This is a genomic window from Niastella sp. sgz303648, assembly GCF_059587045.1.
In genome coordinates this window covers 310336-329763 of sequence record NZ_JCAPSW010000007.1, presented here as the reverse complement: position 1 = coordinate 329763, position 19428 = coordinate 310336, and the positions used below count along the sequence as shown (strand labels likewise).

Here is a 19428-nt window from a genome sequence, read left to right as displayed (position 1 = left end):
TAATGTCAAAAGTCGTCTTCAACAATAAAAATCCGATATTCTTTCAGTCATTGAAATTGGCCGTAGATAAATACTTTCAGGAAAATGGGTTAAAGAAGACAGGCACCCTGTCATTATATGCAAAAACGGTCATACTAATTACAGCAGCCATTGCACTATATATCACCATCATTAGCTTTTCACTTCCGGTAATAACTAACATTTTAATCAGTGCTTTTCTGGGATTTTTATCAGCATGTATAGGTTTTAATGTAATGCACGATGCAAATCATGGTAGCTATTCTTCGAAAAGCTGGGTGAACAATACGTTGGGCCTTACCCTAAATGCGTTAGGCGGCAATAGTTTTATCTGGAAGCATAAGCATAATATTATCCATCATACGTATCCTAATGTAGATGGCATAGATGATGATATTGCCAAAAGTCCGTTTATACGCATGTGCAGTACCCAGCCATGGTTTCCGATTTACAAAATTCAACATCTTTATACACCTGTATTGTATGGCATCAGCTCTATGATATGGATATTGTTCCAGGATTTTGAAAAATACTTCAAGCGGAAAATACACAACACCGATCTGCAGCCAATGAAAATAAAAGATCATTTTATTTTCTGGATCAGTAAGCTGTTGTATGTGTTCTTTTATATTGCTCTTCCTATAATGCTCACCGGCTGGCAGCAATGGCTCACGTTTTTTTTAAGTATGCACATCGGGTTAGGTTTTACGCTGGCAATTGTATTTCAACTGGCCCATGTGGTAGAAGAAACGGAATTTGAATTTGCTGCTGTTAATGAAACTACCCTAATCGAAAATGAGTGGGCCATACATCAGCTAAAAACCACCTCTAATTTTGCGCCCGGCAACAAAATCGTTTCGTGGTTTGCGGGCGGTTTAAATTACCAGGTTGAGCATCACCTTTTTCCCCGTATCAGCCATATTCATTACCCGGCACTGAGCGAAATAGTAAGGCTGAAATGCGCCGAATTCAATGTGCCCTATAATTGCATCCCATCGTTTAATGGCGCCGTTAAATCACATTTCCGTTTTATTAAATCATTAGGAAAAAGACCGGCACTATAATTTCTGATTTTGGGATTTTGTGATTTTTCGATTTCTTTAAACTTAGGATTGCCTTTAAATCTCAAAATCCAGAAATCTCAAAATTTCTAAATCTATTTTGTTGCTGTTACAAAATAATCCAGGCACTCATTTGAAACCTCATCCACATAAAAATCTTCGTAACCGATACCGGCTGTTATATCGGGCGCTTTGCGGGCGATCATAAAACGGTTAACGTTGTTCAGAACACTGTAAATACTTCTTAGCAAAAAGGCGGGAAAACGGTATTGAAAATTAAATATGTCGAAACGGGTGAGGCGCTCAACGTTCTTTTTGTTTTCGTGGTAATACTTCATTACAATATCGTTGCCATAAATACCCTGTACCGTATAGTTATTAAAATAACCGGCCACCAGTTGTTTCATTTCAAATGGGAGGTACTCTCTTATATGAAACGGATTTCTTGTTAATGACGTTAATTTGTTCGGAGTAGTTAAATATAAAGTGCCACCCGGTTTCAATACTCTTTTTATTTCGTGAAGTAAACGGCCGTCGTATTTAATATGTTCAATGACCTGGTAACAGATGATGGTATCGAACCGGTTATCTTCAATACCTGAAAGGGAAGGCAGATTGCATAGTTGAAACGACCTGTTTCCGTTAAATGATACTGTATCGGGCTTTTTTTTGTCAACGGCATGGTACGAATTAGTATGTGCACTTAGTATTTGCATGCCATATCCTTCGCCGCAGCCTAATTCAAGCGCCTGTTTGCCGGCTACCTGATTTTTTATGAACTGGTAAGCAAATACATGTCGCTGGTAAACATAATTGTTGGCATAGGTAAAATTGTTGGTACGTTCTGAGGTTTTCAGTAATGCGATCATTGCTACATTTTTGAAATAAGAATGAGGTGTGCGTTTTAACTTGTTATAATGACAGTTAAAAGCACATGTGCATTACTGATACACGTAACAATGAAAATACCCTTATTGCAATTTAAATAAATACAGATTATAGAAAACACTGACTTGCAATCCTACCCATAATTTGGTGCTTTGGATGTTTTTGAGAGTATAATTATCCGAGATGGTATAAATGGGCCGTATGAGTGTAAATTTTTTATCTGCATTTTCTTCTGTAAATGCCGGAGAAGCTTTTTCTCCATTTCGATAAAATGTTAATCGCATAATATCCAAAACAGGACCAAACTGAATGGTAAACCGGTCATTCAGATTTGTTTCTGCAATGATACCTGCCTTATGTAATTTCGTTTTAAACTGCCAGCTGAGGGAAATGGTATCTGCTGCTGAGGATGAATAATTGCCTGTAGTAAACTGTAAATGCAACTTCCAGTCTTCGTTAAAAGGAATGGAAAAACCGGCGCCATAGCGAAAGCCACTTATTCTAAAATTCGTGCTCCAAGAAGCAATACCATACAAATAAGGATGGCCTATGTGCAGTGTTGGACTAACATAAAAAACGTCATCTGCCGAAAAGCCGGGTTTTACAAACCGGTCGCTGAGTATTGAATTTCTTTCTTTGGCTGGTTTGTTTTTGGCCACGGGGTTGTTGCTGTTGCCTGCAGTGGTGCGGCTTTTAGCAACCGGTTTATTTATTGCTGAATCTTTATGAACTAAAATTGGTGCCGGTTTTTTTAATGAGTCTATACCTGCCTTAACGGCAAGGGTATCTGCAGGTGTTATATCATTTTTACCTGCAGGCGTTTCAGGCTCAGTTGTTGTTGTTTTGTTTGCAATATCAGCCGGGGTAACCGGCGACTGGCTTCTGTTACCTGTTGATAATGGCTTTGCAGTGGTGGGTTTATGGGAGTTTAACCGTGCCTGTGGTGACGTGGTTTTTGCCGGCAACCGGGCCGGTACTGTTTGCGATTTTTTTACTGCGTTAACCGGTTCACTTTTTTTTGTTGGCGGAGGATTGTCTAAAAGAATAATGTGGTCGCCGAGTAAAGCATAATATACGCCGGTATTTCGTTTTATTGTTTGTAACAGATCTTCAATAGTTTGTTTGCGCTGATTTATGTGAATTGATCTGCCGGCAGGAAATTTCCGGCTGTTCAAAGAAAATTTAGCTCCTGTTTGTTTGGTGATAAGGTGCAGCAGCGAATCGAGTTGAATATTGGTTGACTGAACAACAACCGGTTTATTCAGGTTTATGCTGTTCTGTTGTGCGTTTCCTTTTATTACCGTTGTTATCAGAAAAATAATAAAACCTGTTGCGATCACTGTTCTGCTACGTACAACTGTTACCACTGATATATACCGTTTTATTTTCAATTTTATATTGAATGTTTAGCGTCATTGCCAGCACTTCAAAGATGTATTCAACCGATTTATTATCGAAAGAACTGCTCAGTGTGCAGTTCTTTAATTTGTGGTTGTTGAATATGATCGTTATGTTATATGCTTTTTCAAGCTGTGCTGCAATTTCCTGTAAAGAAGCATTTTCAAAATTAAAGATCCGGGTGGCATAACCGATTTCATTTGGCCTGAAAGAATTTTCAACCAGAAACCTGCCTGCACCTGTATTATAAATACCTTTTTTACCTGCCTGTAATGTTATACTGTCGGTATTGCTTATCATGCGCACAACACCGGTTTTTACAGCTACTTCAATAGTTGAAGTGTTTTTTCGAATGTTAAAAGAGGTGCCGATCACTTTTACGCGTATGGGACCAACAGAAATTATGAAGGGCCGGGCAGCATTAGGTGTTACACTAAACCATGCTTCACCGTTTAGTTGTACATTTCTTTCGCTTTTATTGAATTGTGCCGGATATGTTAATGTAGAATGGCTGTTTACAATTGCGAGGGTACCGTCGGGTAACGTGTCGCGCAATACCTGTTGCTGTGTTGCACGGCTGATAACAGCAACAGCAGGGCTTGTTTGATCTTTAAGAAATATAGTAAACAGAAAGGCAGCACCTGTTATAAACAGAATACCTGCTGCAATGCTTAACCAGAATTTTGTTTTTTTCAGCGTATAAACTTTGGCCGTATGCTTACCGGGAACGCTGTTTTTAATCTGTTGAAAAAATGCTTCTTTATCCGGTAATGCGTATTGTTCGTCCTGTGAAAGCTCACCCCATAATTTGCACACATGTTCAAATTGATCGCGATTGTAAGGCGATGCCGATAACCATTGCTCCAGCTCAATTGCCTCGGCAGGAGACGCTTCGCCGGATAAGTACCGGCCAATAAGCGCGTAGTTAATTTCGGTATCACTGTTATTGTTCATGTTATAGGGTCGTTCACTAATTTATGATAGTGTTAAAAGAATAATAAACAAAATGTGCACTCCGGAAAGTTTTTCCCGTAATATTTTAAGTGCTTTACCAATCTGCACTTCTATGGTTTTTACTGAAAGGTTTAACTCCTGTGCAATTTCAGCATATTTCTTTTTTTCAAAACGGCTTTTGAAAAAGATCAGTCTGCATTGCGGCGGCAAACTTTCCAATGCGTCGGTGATGGTTTTAATATTTTCGCGGGTCACCAGCTGATCGCTGTTTATTTGCTGTGTTTGCTGGTTGTTTTGAACATATTCATTTCTTACTTTTTCCTTTCTTTTTACATTCAGGCAATAATTGTACACTGATGTGTATAAATACGATTGAACAGATTGCTGTTCATCGATGGTGGCTCTTTTTTCCCAGAATTTCACAAAAACCGATTGCACGGCGTCTTTCGCATCATCGTTATTTTTTAGTATGGTAAAGGCATAACGATATAAACCTTCAAAATACATTTGAAAGTAACCTTGTACGGCTGCCGTCAGCCTTTGTTCATCGTTTATTATGCCATCCTGTAAATCCAACCGCTATAAGTGCCCCTTTTCAAAAATTATATGTATTACACGCGAACAGTCAAATACCCTTATATCTCACCACCTCACCCTAAATCCCTCTCCTCAAGGAGAGGGACTAAGGTGAGGTCATAATTTGCGATACATGATATAAGCATTCGTTAACCCGTTTTTCGTGTGTTTAAATGCGTCGGGTATTTCGCCGATTATTTCAAATCCGATTTTTTTCCAAAGTGCTACTGCTTTTTCATTCGATTTTACAACAAGGTTGAATTGCATAGCGCTATAACCCAGTTTTTTGGCCTCCTCTAAAGAAAATTCTCCCATAAATTTTCCTATTCCACGACCTGCCATTTTTGAGGCAACCGCATAACCGGCATTGGCTACATGTGAACCCAGCCCCGGCTGATTATTCTGAATAAAAAAAGTGCCGGCAATTTCACCTTGTTCCAGGGCAACATAGGTATGCTTATCGGGATGACACCAGTAAGCAAGCATTTGTTGCTTTGATGAATTTTCAGGATAGGCAAAAACATCGCCCTGCTGAATGATTTCCTGTAAAATCACCCATATTTTGTCGCGGTCTGCCGGTATTGCTTTTCTTACTTCAGGCATATGATACTTCCCCGGATTCAATTATTGGCCCACAAAAGTAATTCACTAAATAATTATAAGAAGGAAAATGGGCATTAAACTATCCTTAATGGGCGAAATCAGAGTTACTACTTATTGCAAACTTTTTATATTTTGTTATTCGTTATATAAATAAAGCTGAACATATCATGAAACAGGCAGTCAATTCATATTTTATCAGGCTTTTTGCGCTGTGTATTTTTACTGGTATAACTACCATTGGCAGGGCACAATTCAATTTTACAAAAGTAGACAACTGGGTCGACGATAATGCAACCACTCTGGGTGGTCGTGTTTTTTTGATAGTGTATAAAGATGGAAAAATTGTACACAGCTATGCTGTTAATGATATGAACCGCCGGCAAAAAGCCGCAGGCCGGTTTGTAGCAAAAAGAACGGGTAAGGAACCTAACCTGCAGGATTATACTTCATCAACCCGGCAATCTATTGCCAGCTGCAGCAAGTGGCTCAGTGCGGCGCTGGTGATGACTTTTGTAGACGAAGGAAAAATTAAATTGACCGATACCGTGGGCATGTACCTGCCGGTACTTTCAACACACGGCAAAGGAAAAATTACCATCAGCCAGTGTCTTGCTCATTTAACTGGTATAAATGAGCCTCCGTTAAAACAAAGTATTAATGAGTTGAGAAGCGCCCGCAGCATGGATGAGACTATTGAAAAAATCGCCGCGTTTCCCATGGAAGGCGAACCCGGAAAAGTATTTCATTACAGTAATGCAGGATTGCAAATTGCAGGGGCGGTTATTGAAAAGATCAGCGGCAAAAGTTTTGAAACGTTGTTTGCCGGGCGAATAGCCGCACCGCTCAATATGAAAAATACCGATTTTGGTAAAGGGCCGGTAGCCTTGCCTGCAGGAGGAGCGAGCAGCACACCCGATGACTACATTAACTTTTTGATAATGATTTTGAACAAGGGCGTTTATAACGGTCGTCGTATATTGAGTGAAAGCAGCGTTGCGACAATGGAAGCAAACCAGGTTACAAAGGATGTAAAAGTGGCATATTCTCCTGCAGAAGCCGGAAACTTCGGTTATGGATATGGGGAATGGGTAATGGAGAATGCAGCAGCAGCCGGCAATGAAAACAAAGCCGTGTGCAGCCCCGGTTTGTTTGGTAGTTTTCCCTGGATTGATAACGAAAAAAGATACGCTGCCTTTTTAATGGCTTTTAACCTGAAAGTAAACGGCCGGCATGAACGCTATACAGCTATAAAAAAACTTGTTGATGAAGCTGTGCAATGAATTATTATTTAAACTTTCCTGTACATATGAACTACGGTAAGCATTTTTTGTTGATTGCAATCCTGGGCTTTTTGATGATCGATGGTAAAGCGCAATCATTCTCAACAGATGATATAACCGGTACCTGGTTAACGGCTGATAAAAGCGGACAAATTTCTATTTACAAAACCGGTACTAAATATTTCGGTAAAATTAAAAGCGGAACACGCCAGGAGCAGTTCGATGTGAACAATCCTGATAAAGCCCGAAGGAAAGATCTGTTGTTAGGCCTTGTAATTCTAAAAGACTTTACCTTCAACGGCAGCGATGAGTGGAAAAACGGCACTGTATATGATCCCGATAATGGAAAAACATACAGTTGTATTATTACGCTGGTAAATAAAAATAAATTAAAGCTAAGAGGCTACATTGGCTTTAGCTGGATTGGCAGAACCGAAGTTTGGACGAGGGCGAACTAATAACCCATGTGGAGCGTGTTATATAAAACTATATTATGACCATTTATCTTTCCAAAACAGAAAATGATAAGGTGCACCATTTCAGGGCCACAGTTGAACATAACGGAGTTGAAATAGTGCAGGGCGTTATGTACGAATGGATAGAAAAAGAATGGCTGAATTTTGAAGATCATACATCGGCAGCAGCGAAGCAAAATGAACTGGTTGAGGAGAAGATAAAAGAAGGTTTTAGGGTAAGTGAATTTCATGAAAGCCCCGAAAATACCCTGGATGTATATGATAAGGCCAAGTGGCATTATTCGGGCGATTTTCCCGATGAGCTGGAGGCTTTTCAGGGGTATGTGCATACCGGCATGTTCCTGGGCTGGTGTATGGATAATGACCTTGTAAGCGAAAGATTTAAAAGCGAACTCAACGAAGAAATAGAGCAATTCAGACAACATAAATTCACCGGCCCACAAATATTTAAACGTTGTTGCGACGGCGTTTTAATGCTCGAAGACTTAAACATAACCGGTAACCGGTTTGCCATGGCATATTTTGAATTTAATAATGGCAGGTATTTGATCGATTATGAACAAACGCTTGGGCAAAATCTTCCCTCGATTTATCATATTGCAGATACCTGGGAGAATTACGAAAAACTAACAAAGGTTATTAACGAAAGATATGCAGCCTGGACCCAATAGGCCGGTTCTTCAGCGCCGGAAGAACAGGAGGCTTCAACCCGCGGGAAAATATAAACCCGGTATAAAATAAAAAAAGGTCCACTGTAGAAACAGCTGACCTCTAACGATTGCTTGCCATATGAAAAAAAACGTAAGATCTTTGTTGTATCGCCCTGAGGCTTTAGCGCCGGGCGGTGAAGCTTTGCTTCTGTTTTTGTAGCCTTTCCCTTCTTTTTCTTTCGCCTCTGCTACTCCGTTGTTTGATGATGTAAAAGTACAGTGCCCTGCTCATATGCCATAACCAACATTTCGATGATTTTATTATGCCTAACGCTGCTGAATATTTGCAAAACCCGCGTCCTGACTGATCTGCAGACAATTTTGTGCATGATGCCCTCCGGGAGATCTTATTGCCGGCGTTTCTTTCTTAATAAAAAATATAATAAACCGGGAATTAGTAACAGGGCCGTTAACCAGTAGTATAATTTGTTTGATTTGATTACAGGCACCTGCACCTGCTGTAAATGGCCGCTATATATAAATCCTGCCCAATAATACGGCAAATACAACATGGCATTTTCCTGTTTTTGTTGTATCCATGTTTGTTTGGCGTTATGCAATGCGATGGCCACATCGCCCTTTTGTTGCAACTGGTTATAAAAAAGCTGCAGCAATGCAATGGCTGTTTTATCATTTACATTCCATAAACCTGAAATAACGCCACCTGCACCTGCTGCCGTAAATCCGCGGCTTATGCTATTCAATCCTTCTCCTTCAAGTAATAATCCATCGGCTGTTTTACAGGCGCTGAGCACCACCAGGGAAGGCGCAAAGTGTTTATACCGCAGGTCGAATAAATAAAATGGTTTGTCGTACAGTTGCAGATAAGGGAATGAGTCAGAGGCAGAAGAAACGGCGTGGGTGCTGATATGCAAAATACCGGTTGAATCGGTTGTTGTATTAAACACATTCCATGTTGCCTGTGTATTGGTATAAAATCGTCCGCTCACCTTTTTTTGCAGGGCTTCATATTCATCCTGTATGGCTAAGGCAACCTGGTTGGCGTTTTTTCCTTTTGATACAAAAAAACCGGTGAAGGTTTGTATGGGGTAATTGGCTGATTGTTGCTCAACCCAGGTGCCCAGCGAATAGGCCTGCGATAAAGTTGCCTGTTTAAAAAGATAAGGCCATTCTTTGAAATCATTGCGATAGCCGGGGCTGGTAAGCAATGCATCGAATGGTAAATAATTAAACATACCGTCGGGCAGTAAAATATAATGGCGATCTTTTTTCCAAACCCTGTTTTTAAAAAGGGCCTGGTATATACCATAACATTCATTGAAAAAAGGGCGAGGTTCGTTCATCATAGCCGATGGCCCATTGGCAAACCAGTGATGCATGAATGTTGCTATTCCTTTGTGCAGGGTGTCGCTTTGATTAATGAGGTGTACCGATTGAATGCCCTTACTATCTAATTCAATTATGAAACTGCTATCGTACCCGGCGAAAAATTCGAGCATGGTTACATGTGAAGGAATAACGGAAAACATACTATTCAGTTGTTGCACGGTAAGTATGTTTGCCTGCTGTTTCATTTGTTTTTGCAATAACGACAGTTCGTATTCGGTTTGCTGCAACAGCGTTGAAATATTTTTTTTGTCGTTTGCAGTAACCAGTTCATGCTGGTAGTATATGATGGCCTGTTGAAGTTGCTTTGTTTTTTTGAAAACCGGATCGGTTGTTGAAGCGCCTGCGGCTTCCATCTTCGACCGGCGTTCATCCATTAATACCTGGGCGCGCGACATTTCGGTGATCAGCAATAATTCATCGAGATATATTTTATTGTTAGAAACGATCCACAGGTTGTATGCCAGTTTTATAGCTGCTTCAACCCGTGAACGACTTTCCTGTAATTCCTGGAGCTTTGATTCTGCATAAAAGAACTCTTTTCTGCGTTTGGCTTCGGCATTAAAAGCAGTTATATAATGTTCGAGCGCCTGTTGGGGCTGATGCAATAGCTGCAGCGCCGCTGCTTTACCACACAACGCATCGGTGAGGGTATTTTCGCTGTATAATAAATTGTTGGCCGGTACTATGCTGAAATCAACCGGTTTAAAGCCGGGCATCAGAATTTGTAATGCCTGCTGATAATACGCAAGCGACTGACGTGCCTGTTGGGTTTGATTATAAATATCACCCAGCAACACATGTACTTTGGCTTTTTCGCGCTGGCGCGAATCGGGAAAATGAGTGTTAAAGATCTTTAAGGCCTGTTGGGCATAGCCGGCAGCCTGTTGGGATTTTTGCTGCTTCATGGCAATTTTAGCTGCCACCTGCAAAGCCGATGTATACCAGTATAAGGCCGCATCTTCGTTTTTATACTGCTGTAATTTTTTTAACGACTGATTACATACCACTGCAGCTGTATCGAACCTGTTCTGCGCTGCCAGTATATCGGCCAGTGTGCTGAGCAATAATCCGTATAATGAAGTTTGATGCGAAACATGCTTTATGCCTTCGCTGCAATATTGTGAAGCGGCTGTTACATCGCCTTGTGAGCTCGCGCATATCGCCATATTGCTATAGGTTGAAGCAATAAGGTTGCTGTAATTTTTTTTGAGCGCCAGCGACATCGTTTTGTGGTAAATGAACAAGGCCGTATTGTAATCGGCCAGTCTTGTATAATTATTGCCCAGCGGTTTTAAAACCGTTTCAATAATATCTGCATCGGGCAGGGGATATGATTCGTAAAAAGACAGCGCTGCTTCATAGGCGTTTATCGAAGCAACGATATTGCCTGTTTGCAACTGGCAATATCCCTGTGCGCTGAGCAGGTCGAACCAGGCCAGCCGTTCATCATAGGTTTTATAAGTTCGCCAGGCTTCCTGTTGGGTGCGCATAAGAAAGTTCACCCGTACAAACGGATCCTTTTCAACGTACATGAGGCGTTCATAGATCCAGTATTCCAGATCGTCTTCCTGTTTAAGTGCTGTTAATTTTTTTAATAATGATGAAGGAAGTGAAAGGCTGTCGGGTGATGCATATACCCGGCAAGCGGCAATAACTAAAAAGAAGAAAATATATAGAACTACCTTGCTCAGGCAGCGGTTCATGCGGTTAGCGATTTAGATAAAGGTAGGTAATTAGCCTGCCTCAATCGCAAATAACTTAAAACTTCCAGCTCGCATACAACATAATGTTCTGATAAGATGGATTAAAGTAGTGTAAAAAGCGTATACCAACAGCAGGACCTGCTCTTACTATTCCCAGCTGCGCATCGGCAAACAGGGCTCCTCTGAAAGTGGCAAACGATTCGTTTTGTTTACCTGTTTCTCCTTCGAACGTAACTGGTAAACCATTAGGGTTAGTTGCCTGTGCACGGATATAATTGGTAGTATTACGACTCACTTCAGCCGCCACCAATGCTCCTGCACCTACCGCAGCAAAGGAACTGAGGTTATACCTGAACTCAAGCGGCACAATTTCCATGGAAGTGATTTTCACTTTTTGGTAGCTGTCGCGGTATTGCACTTTATAAGTAACGCCATTAAGCGTTGTATCGCCTCCCGGCTGCCGGCCAATATATTGTTCAAACGAGCGGTACGACTGCAGAAATAGTTCGCACTGAAAATAACTGCGAAATGCGGCATATTCCGAAACAGTAAATCCAAGCGAATAATTTTTCGATGCAATATCGGCCGGTATTTTGCCGGGTACAGAACCGAATCCTATCATAATGCCCGGTGAAAAACCTTTTCTGAAACTGCCTTTGGAGCGGTTGGTATAAATCGGTTCATTTTTATCGAATACAATAGCAGCACGGCTTTCGAATGGTAACTTGTGCATCTTTTTTCCAAAACGAATACGGTATTTTATAAAACCTTTTGTTGAATCAGGATCCGATACACCGTCCTGTTGCGTGCCCGGCAGGTAAATATTATTGAAGATGAATTGTATGCTGTCTTTGGTAACCACGGTATCAATACAACTTTGTGTACCCGAATTAGCAGTACACCAGGCACATGCCGGTTTCATATCTACTATTTCTATCGAAGAAGTATTTAATAAACCCGGCACTGTTATAGTAATGGCTACTTTTTTTGCAGGGCCTTTGCCTGTATTCTGAAACTGCACCTTGTATGCATTTTCTCTGTTACGACTGGTAAAGCGATAGTTCAGTTTTTTATTTTTCAGCATCATACGGTTGGGATCGTGCGATGCAACCACCTGCATTTCGAGGCTGAATTCTTCCATGGCCATCGAAGGATCATCAGGAACAAATAAGCCCGTAATGGTTACTACTGCATTGGTATCTTTGATCATGTCGGGCAGTGTGTTGATGGTTACAAACATGAACTTTTCTTCGCCTCGTTGCACATTGTTTATCCGCCAGATATTGTGTTGACGAAAATTGTTCATTTGTTGTTTTATCCGTTGCATCATTTGCCGCCGGTCGGCAACAGGCGCATGCTCATTGCCGGATGCGGTAAATAAACCATGTTTGCCCGATTCGTGTTCTTCTATCATATCCGGTTCAGGCATCCATGCCATCATCGTTTCGAATCCAATAGCTTTTTCCTGATTGTAGCTGCGTACATCCGATATGTCGAAACTATTTTGGCGGAATTGTTTTTCGTTATACAACAACATAATTGATCCGCTAAGACCCGAAGCGCTGTTGCCCGATTTGTTGCGATAACCTACCAGCAGCACCATATCTTCGCCCGGTTTGGGCATCTGGTTACATTTAATTTCAAGCGAACCATCACCATTAAAAAACGGAGGTGTTTTATTTTCGGCCAGCATCGATCGTTTGCTTACCCGAAGCCGCCGGGGACGCATGTTGGGCTTTTTGCCGTCATCATAATTGTTAGTTGCATATAACCGTACATCATAATCGCCGGTATCTTTATAAATATGCACCGGTTCTTTTTCGAAGCTGTAAGTGCCATCACCAAACTCCCAGAAGAAAGAATAATATGAGGCCGGTGCGCCGGCTATTTGCTTTAATGGGCGCAATGCTGAACCAAACTTCACCCGGTTATTTTCTATTTGCGGATCTATTACTGCAGTGGCCGAATCATTTATCTGCGCATGTGCTGCATTGATCATACATAACAAAAATGCCGGCCATAACAGGGGTTTGTGTGATTTCATAAATATCAAAAGATTATATAAATGTAAATAATTGTATCTAAAAAACCCGGCCAACAAAAGTCGACCGGGAGAGTACGGATTATTTATAAGCCCCGTTATTTAATGGTAGCGAGGAAAGCATCTACTTCGGCCTGCGTTGACTTATGAATCGGTGCATCGATGTGCATGCCTGCACTGATAGTGATGGGCTGCGTGCCAAACTGAATGAATCCGTCGCTATCTTTTCCCATTATGACAAGGTCGGCTTGTGATCCTATTGGTAATGAATTTTGATAAGACTGGAATTTTTGTACAGTATTATCGAAAGGAAGTGTAATTACTGTAGTGATATTTTTAAACACCAGCATAACCTGCAGATTACTTACCTGGTTATTGTCCTGAAAAGCAGGCAATACAGTTATCGTTGTTTTAGGATTGGGATCACTGTAAAAACGGTCGCAGTTAACCCATGTAAAGCCGGGTAATGAAAAAGAGTAGCTGTTAGGACCATTGCCAAATGGATAGTAGGGGGCAGGCACCCATGTATAAGGGTTTTGTGGCTGGTCGTTGCCGCCGCTGCCGTTTGCTCCACCCTGTTGTCTTTTTTCCTGTACAAACAATCCCAAATCTTTGTTGTTCATCACTTTGGGAACTTCTATCTGCGCGCCTTTATTTTGAAGGGCCGGATTGAGTTGAAGGTCGGCGCCATCTTTTTTAGCTTTCACAAGAATTTCACCCCCCGATTCAAGCAACTGGCCATTCGATTCGGTCATTACACCCGAGAATAAAACATCTTTTTTACTTAATACTTCTTTCATGGTTACGGTTACATTGCCACTTACTACATTACCATTACCATCGACAAATGCATTGGAAGCAAATGTTACTTTCGTTCCTTTTTCACCAGTGATGGTAAACCCGGTGCCGGCATTTCCTGTAAAGGATTGTTCTTTGATGGCATGTGAGGCCATAAAATCATCGGCCTTTGCGTAATCCGGAGTGCTTTTGTCTTTTTTACAGGCTGTTGCACTTACAATTGCTGTAGCCAATATTGCGGCTGATAATAATTTGCGGTTCATAATAAACAGTTTTATTTGATATGGCGCCTACTCTTTTGGGGCTTTTCGGCATCCGCCCTTAGTCGTTTCAGGAGTATATCAACCGCATTGATTTTTTGTTACCCCCCTGCCGCAGATTTTTTTTAAGAGGCCTTAGCCTTCGTTGCGCCGGCAACGATATCCGTGGCAATCTTTTCGCAGAAATGTTATCTTCAATTAATATATTTGGTAGCGAAACCGGGACCATTGAGGTGTGGAAATCATTCACTTATAACTATTGCATATCGCTACTATTATTCATACCGATCAGCGTTATATTACCGCCCTGCTGCAAAATGATGTAGTGGTTGTACGGGAAATCTATTCTAAGTATGCCGGTAAAATCAAACATTATATTATTGCCAACAGTGGTAATGAAGATGATGCCGCCGATGTTTTTCAGGAAGCGCTTATAGATATATATCATCAGGCAAAAGACAAGGAGCTGCAGCTTACTTGCCCCTTTGAACCCTTTCTTTTACTGGTTTGTAAAAGAAAATGGTTAAATATTTTAAAAAAAAGAGGGCGGCAGCCGGTAACAAAAGACGCCGACGAAGTATCTATAGGAGAAGATGTATTTGCTTTGGCCGAACAAATGAAACAAAACGATCAAAGAATGCAGCTTTTTTTGCAATGCTTTGAAAAACTGGGCGACACCTGCAAAGAGATCATTAAAAAGTGTATGAGCGGTGAAGATCAGTCGCTCATTGCAGAGCAATTAAAGGTTACGTACGGATACCTGCGTAAAAAGAAAAGCGAATGCATGGCTGCTTTAACAAAAATGATTCATTCAAAAATGCAAAACGCCTAACGCAAAATGCGTAACGCGCAACGCATAATGCTTAACGCAAAATGCAAAACGCATAATGCCGAACGCAAAATGCACAAGGCGCAACGCATAATGCTTAACGGAAAAGGCAGAGGGTTTTATGAACGAGGGTACAGCGTTCAGCGTTTGGCGTTTAGCGTTCAGCTTTAAAAGATTATGACTACGTTCAACGATATCGCCCGGTATGCTGAAGGAGAAATGACCACCGATGAACAGGCGGCTTTCGAAACAGCATTGGCTTCGGATGAAGCACTGCGCAGGCAACTGGCTTTATACCACGAAGTACACGCCTCGTTGCAACAGCAATTTGGCGCCGATGAGCAGCGCGATCAGCTGCAGCACACATTGCAGTCGCTGCGTGGTGAATTCTTTGAGAAAAGTTCAACACCGGCAAAAGTAATTTCATTTAAACGGTATATGCGTGCTATTGCAGCTGCAGCCGCTATTCTGATTGCAGTGGTGTTTATCTGGCAACCCTGGAAGCAAAATGTGTTTAAAGAGTTTGCCGAAACTACTATGGTGGCGCCGGCTGAACGCGGAGGTACTACTGATAATTTATTGGAACAGGCCGTTGATGCATTTAATAAAAAAGATTTTACTGCCGCAGCTTCTTTATTGCAACAGGTAAGGCAGCAGGATACTGCCAACAGCTTTGCCGGTTTTTATTATGGGGTTGCTTTACTGCAAACCGACCGGTTATCAGAAGCAAGAGAAATCTTCAATATCTTATATGCGGGTCAATCGGCTTTTAAATTCGATGCTGCGTATTACCAGGCATTGGGTTATTTGAAAGAAAAAAATAAAACGGCTTGTGCTGAATGGTTGCAAAAAATTCCTGCTGATGCCAATAATTATAACAAGGCACAGGAATTGTTACATAAGTTATAATTCAACGAAAAATGACATACGGCGAAGGCCCCAATCCTGAAATATTACAACAACTGGTAATCATGAAAATGCCTTTCGGAAAGTATAAGGATACGATACTATGTGATTTGCCGGTTTCTTATCTCGAATGGTTTAAAAAGAAAGGGTTCCCGAATGGTAAGCTGGGTATATTGCTCGAAACGATATATGAAATAAAACTAAATGGACTTGCTTATTTATTGGAGCCACTGAAGAAAAGGTAGGTATTGGGATCACCCGGTTGGTTTTATGCCCGCATCCATTTGATCATATGTGGATAAGAAGGAATATGCAGGCGTTGTGCACTTTTTTCATTAGCTGTTAATCCGATCTTTTCGAGCATTGAAAGTCCGATATAACTTTTATCACTGCAGCTATTGGTTATAAAATCTTTGCCGCCTCTGTATCCCTGCTCATGAAAAACAAAACAAGGGTCAATCAGTAAATGCATACAGGCGGCATACGACCAGGCGATTGCCATAATTTCTTCACCCTCTCTGTTCTTTCGGCCAATGATCGATTTTTCTGACAGGCTCAAACGGTCTGAACCCGGAACTACAGCAATATGACCAGCTTCGTGCAAAATATCACCCGGATGTTCAAGGGCATCTTTGTCGATAATGATCGTTCCTTTATTGATCAAAAGGCCTGGTAAAAAACTTTTGTTGCCGATTTTTCTAAATGTGGTTTCAATGCCTATATTGTTCAAAAACGAGATACATTGTTCAAAAGCGGCCATTTCATCGAAGTCGTTATTACTCATTACAAGGGACGGCGTTTAAAATTGCAAACGGTGAATATACGACTTCTTTAGCAGAGCCCGGAGCTCCGTTAAATCACCGCAGCTTCTTCCTGCATCTCTATCACATTTCCATTTGCTTTTATAACTTTTTTCTTCTTTCGTCCCAGCCATATGAATAAGCCTGTAATGGGTAATGAAAAGGCAAAGAGCGCTGCAATCAGGGCTATGATTTTCGTAGGCCATCCATATAATTTTCCGGTATGAATGGGATATACTATACGCCGAACTTTATAACCTGTTGACGCATTTTTAAATAATTGTTCTTTCAACAGGTTGCCTGTGCCTTTTTCGTAGTATAAAAAGTCGGTGATGTTGCTTACCGATGCCTCATAATTTTGTTTGCTTACTGTTACCGACAAATTTTCTTTTTCAGGCATGGTAATCGTTACCAGTCCTTTGTAGGGTAATTTGTTATTGGCCTGTTGATATATTGATTCATAAAAACCGCCAGCAATTGGTTGCTGAACTTTATTGGCCGGCGCTTCCATTTTTTTCATGGGCTTGCCATCGAATAATAAAAAGATGGCATTGTTAAACCAGGGATAAGCCCAGGTTAAACCGGTTAATGCAATAGCGAATAAAACAAGGTGAACATAAAATCCGGTAACTGCATGCAGATCCCAGTTGAGGCGTTTCCACGGCGATGTCCATTTAATAGTGGTGCGTTGTTTTAACAGGCGCCAGCGTTTAGGCCACCATAAAACAATACCGGTTATGATCATAATTGCGAATATCAAACACGATGCACCGGTAATGGCTTTGCCTGTTTTTTCCATGCATAAGGTGCGATGCAGTTGCAAAACCACAGTAAAAAATCGCTTATTGTAATTAATGCCTTTGATCACTTGCCCGGTGTAGGGATTCACGGCAATTTGCCAGGTTTCTTTTTTCTTTTTGGCCATGAACAATACCGAACGATCGGGTTCAGAAGACTCAATGGCAATGCGTGTAATTTTTAAGCCTTTATTAAATGCAGCTGCAGCATGCACCAGACTATCAATTGGCAACCGTTGTGCATTGGGCGGCACGCTTACAAAATAAAATTTTTGATGGGCCCATTCGTCTAACTCTTTTTCAAATACCAGCAAGCTGCCTGTTGCTGCAACAATTAATACAACCAGTCCCGAAGCCAGTCCAAGCCATAAATGAAGTTTACCAATTACTTTTTTCGCCGTCATTGCCAATTACTTTAAAATATAAAAAGTCCCGATATTAATTAATATCGGGACACTAATCAGTGCCTTTGAACCTGGATGGATGATGTTTTATCAATTCAGCCAACCGGATTAAAGGCTATTTTTTAAAGTAGAATAAAAAGTTCCTGCAAAACCGGCAAACAGCAATAACTTTTACCTGTTATGTGCTGCCTGTAAGTGCAAGCTCTTATAAATTTCTACCTGCGTACACTAATGTAAAGAACTTAAAAGGTATATGCATAAATCCCTTTCATCGTTTTGCGCAAATTTTTGCGCAAATTTCTCAGATAACAGAAAGAATGCTTTACGGTATTAGAAAGAGTTTTTACGCAATGAGGAAAGATTAGGAATTGCTGATTTTGTGATTTAGGGATTTTTTGATTTGGGAGCGACCTCAGAATAAAAGAGATCTCAAAATCTCAAAATCCCGAAATCAGAAATACAAACTACGCTTTATCCTTTTGCACCAGATATAATCCCGCCAGAACCAATAACATACCGGTGATCGTAAACAGGCCAATGGGTTCATGCATGGTTATAGCAGCGATCACAAACCCCGAAACCGGGCAAAGAAACAGCCAGAATGACGCTTTTACTGCATTGTCTTTCAAAAGAAATAGCCATAGCTGTACACCCACTATCGAAACCGGTATCGCCAGCCACAATACCGAAAGGGTCATCTGAAGATTAAATACATTTAGGTTTTTGTCATATGTGAAGAGCGCCAAAGGCAACAAAAACAATCCGCCCAGGAAAGTTTGCCAGCCATTGATGGTGAGAATATGCAGGTTGCTCCAGTTTTGTTTTGAAAAATAAATAACACCGGCTGAATAAATAACCATGCATCCCATTAGCAAAGCTATGCCTCCCGGTGTAGCATGACTGCTTTTGAATAAAGGCCAGGCGGCGAGTAATACACCGCACATGCATAACAGCAAACTGATTAAAGTTATAAACCTTATACGGTGACCGAAAATTAATGCCGCCATCAGGTTAATAAGAACCGGATTGGTGGCTATCGCCAGCGAACCAAGTCCGGCCGATACATGTTGCATCGCCAGCACATATAAACCGAGGTATAACGAAATGTTCAGCAATCCATAAACAGCCAGTTGTTTCCATTCGTTTTTTTGCGGCAATCGTTTATGCATGAGGCCGTGGGCGATGAGCAACATGAGCAAACCGGCAATAAAAAAGCGGGTAATGCAAATCACAAATGGCTGAGCCACCTGCAACCCAAATTTGGTAGCAACCGCGGCCGATGGCCATAGTATCGAAAAGCCTAATCCTGTTAAAAACCACAACCAGCCTGTTGATTTTGTACGTTGTTTTTGCGTGCCGTGCTTCAATGATAAATTTTTTGCAGGGCAAAAGTAGGTTTAAGTTTTGGATCTCCCTTCTATGTTCGGTGTTCGTGAACCACTGGTATCAGCTTTGCAGTTTTGCAATGGACAATTGATTAAATCTTATCACTTTATTCTCATTTGTTTCTGCAATAAAAGTCCGTATTAATCGCCGGAGATGTAGATGATTTACCTCAAAATGAGATCATTAACGA

General features: G+C 41.1%; 18 protein-coding genes. 7 read left to right on the top strand and 11 right to left on the bottom strand.

The genetic code is table 11. From position 1 onward, the window contains the following. Positions 1-2 precede the first annotated feature (2 nt). Positions 3-1082, top strand: coding sequence for a fatty acid desaturase family protein (locus AC59IL_RS21750; protein ID WP_496554305.1), 1080 nt, complete (start codon positions 3-5; stop codon positions 1080-1082). A gap of 92 nt (positions 1083-1174) precedes the next feature. Here AC59IL_RS21750 and AC59IL_RS21745 read toward each other — a convergent pair whose 3' ends face one another. The 5 genes from AC59IL_RS21745 to AC59IL_RS21725 form a co-directional block, all read right to left on the bottom strand. Further along, positions 1175-1948 (bottom strand): class I SAM-dependent methyltransferase, encoded by a 774-nt coding sequence (locus AC59IL_RS21745; RefSeq protein WP_496554304.1) that lies wholly within the window; start codon positions 1946-1948, stop codon positions 1175-1177. A gap of 102 nt (positions 1949-2050) precedes the next feature. Next, complete coding sequence (locus AC59IL_RS21740; protein ID WP_496554303.1) at positions 2051-3334, bottom strand: hypothetical protein; 1284 nt, start codon at positions 3332-3334, stop codon at positions 2051-2053. Continuing rightward, positions 3315-4319, bottom strand: coding sequence for a FecR domain-containing protein (locus AC59IL_RS21735; RefSeq protein ID WP_496554302.1), 1005 nt, complete (start codon positions 4317-4319; stop codon positions 3315-3317). Before AC59IL_RS21735 ends, AC59IL_RS21740 begins: the two co-directional genes overlap by 20 nt. 21 nt (positions 4320-4340) lie before the next feature. After that, a complete protein-coding gene (locus AC59IL_RS21730) occupies positions 4341-4895 on the bottom strand; it encodes an RNA polymerase sigma-70 factor (RefSeq protein ID WP_496554301.1) in 555 nt (184 codons plus the stop codon). Between the two features lie 117 nt (positions 4896-5012). Further along, a complete protein-coding gene (locus tag AC59IL_RS21725; protein ID WP_496554300.1) occupies positions 5013-5498 on the bottom strand; it encodes a GNAT family N-acetyltransferase in 486 nt (161 codons plus the stop codon). A 167-nt stretch (positions 5499-5665) separates the two neighbouring features. Between AC59IL_RS21725 and AC59IL_RS21720 the strand changes: the two genes are divergently transcribed. Genes AC59IL_RS21720 through AC59IL_RS21710 form a run of 3 tightly spaced genes read left to right on the top strand, consistent with a single transcriptional unit; the run spans position 5666 to position 7925 of the window. Then, entirely contained in the window at positions 5666-6778 is a 1113-nt protein-coding gene (locus AC59IL_RS21720; RefSeq protein ID WP_496554299.1) for a serine hydrolase domain-containing protein, read from the top strand. A gap of 26 nt (positions 6779-6804) precedes the next feature. After that, positions 6805-7236, top strand: coding sequence for a DUF2147 domain-containing protein (locus AC59IL_RS21715; protein ID WP_496554298.1), 432 nt, complete (start codon positions 6805-6807; stop codon positions 7234-7236). Between the two features lie 35 nt (positions 7237-7271). Next, entirely contained in the window at positions 7272-7925 is a 654-nt protein-coding gene (locus AC59IL_RS21710; RefSeq protein ID WP_496554297.1) for a DUF7832 domain-containing protein, read from the top strand. A 386-nt stretch (positions 7926-8311) separates the two neighbouring features. Here the strand turns inward: AC59IL_RS21710 and AC59IL_RS21705 are convergent, their stop codons facing one another. From AC59IL_RS21705 to AC59IL_RS21695, 3 genes are all read right to left on the bottom strand, one after another. After that, positions 8312-11017: a CHAT domain-containing protein gene (locus AC59IL_RS21705; RefSeq protein WP_496554296.1), complete on the bottom strand. Its 2706-nt coding sequence runs from the start codon at positions 11015-11017 to the stop codon at positions 8312-8314. A 55-nt stretch (positions 11018-11072) separates the two neighbouring features. Further along, entirely contained in the window at positions 11073-13061 is a 1989-nt protein-coding gene (locus AC59IL_RS21700; protein WP_496554295.1) for a PKD domain-containing protein, read from the bottom strand. A 95-nt stretch (positions 13062-13156) separates the two neighbouring features. Next, entirely contained in the window at positions 13157-14119 is a 963-nt protein-coding gene (locus AC59IL_RS21695; protein WP_496554294.1) for a hypothetical protein, read from the bottom strand. Between the two features lie 256 nt (positions 14120-14375). Between AC59IL_RS21695 and AC59IL_RS21690 the strand changes: the two genes are divergently transcribed. From AC59IL_RS21690 to AC59IL_RS21680, 3 genes are all read left to right on the top strand, one after another. After that, the gene (locus AC59IL_RS21690; protein ID WP_496554293.1) at positions 14376-14948 is read left to right on the top strand and encodes an RNA polymerase sigma factor; all 573 of its coding nucleotides are present in this window, start codon (positions 14376-14378) and stop codon (positions 14946-14948) included. Positions 14949-15122: 174 nt separating this feature from the next. Next, on the top strand, positions 15123-15854 hold the full coding sequence (locus AC59IL_RS21685; RefSeq protein ID WP_496554292.1) for a tetratricopeptide repeat protein: 732 nt from the start codon (positions 15123-15125) through the stop codon (positions 15852-15854). Between the two features lie 11 nt (positions 15855-15865). After that, complete coding sequence (locus tag AC59IL_RS21680) at positions 15866-16096, top strand: DUF3820 family protein (protein ID WP_496554291.1); 231 nt, start codon at positions 15866-15868, stop codon at positions 16094-16096. A gap of 23 nt (positions 16097-16119) precedes the next feature. On the opposite strand, the gene AC59IL_RS21675 is transcribed toward AC59IL_RS21680, so the two are convergent. The 3 genes from AC59IL_RS21675 to AC59IL_RS21665 all read right to left on the bottom strand — a co-directional run bounded on the left by AC59IL_RS21675 (position 16120) and on the right by AC59IL_RS21665 (position 19219). After that, the gene (locus AC59IL_RS21675) at positions 16120-16635 is read right to left on the bottom strand and encodes a hypothetical protein (RefSeq protein WP_496554290.1); all 516 of its coding nucleotides are present in this window, start codon (positions 16633-16635) and stop codon (positions 16120-16122) included. A gap of 68 nt (positions 16636-16703) precedes the next feature. Further along, entirely contained in the window at positions 16704-17852 is a 1149-nt protein-coding gene (locus AC59IL_RS21670) for a PepSY-associated TM helix domain-containing protein (protein WP_496554289.1), read from the bottom strand. 464 nt (positions 17853-18316) lie between these two features. After that, on the bottom strand, positions 18317-19219 hold the full coding sequence (locus AC59IL_RS21665; RefSeq protein ID WP_496554288.1) for a DMT family transporter: 903 nt from the start codon (positions 19217-19219) through the stop codon (positions 18317-18319). Positions 19220-19428 lie beyond the last annotated feature (209 nt).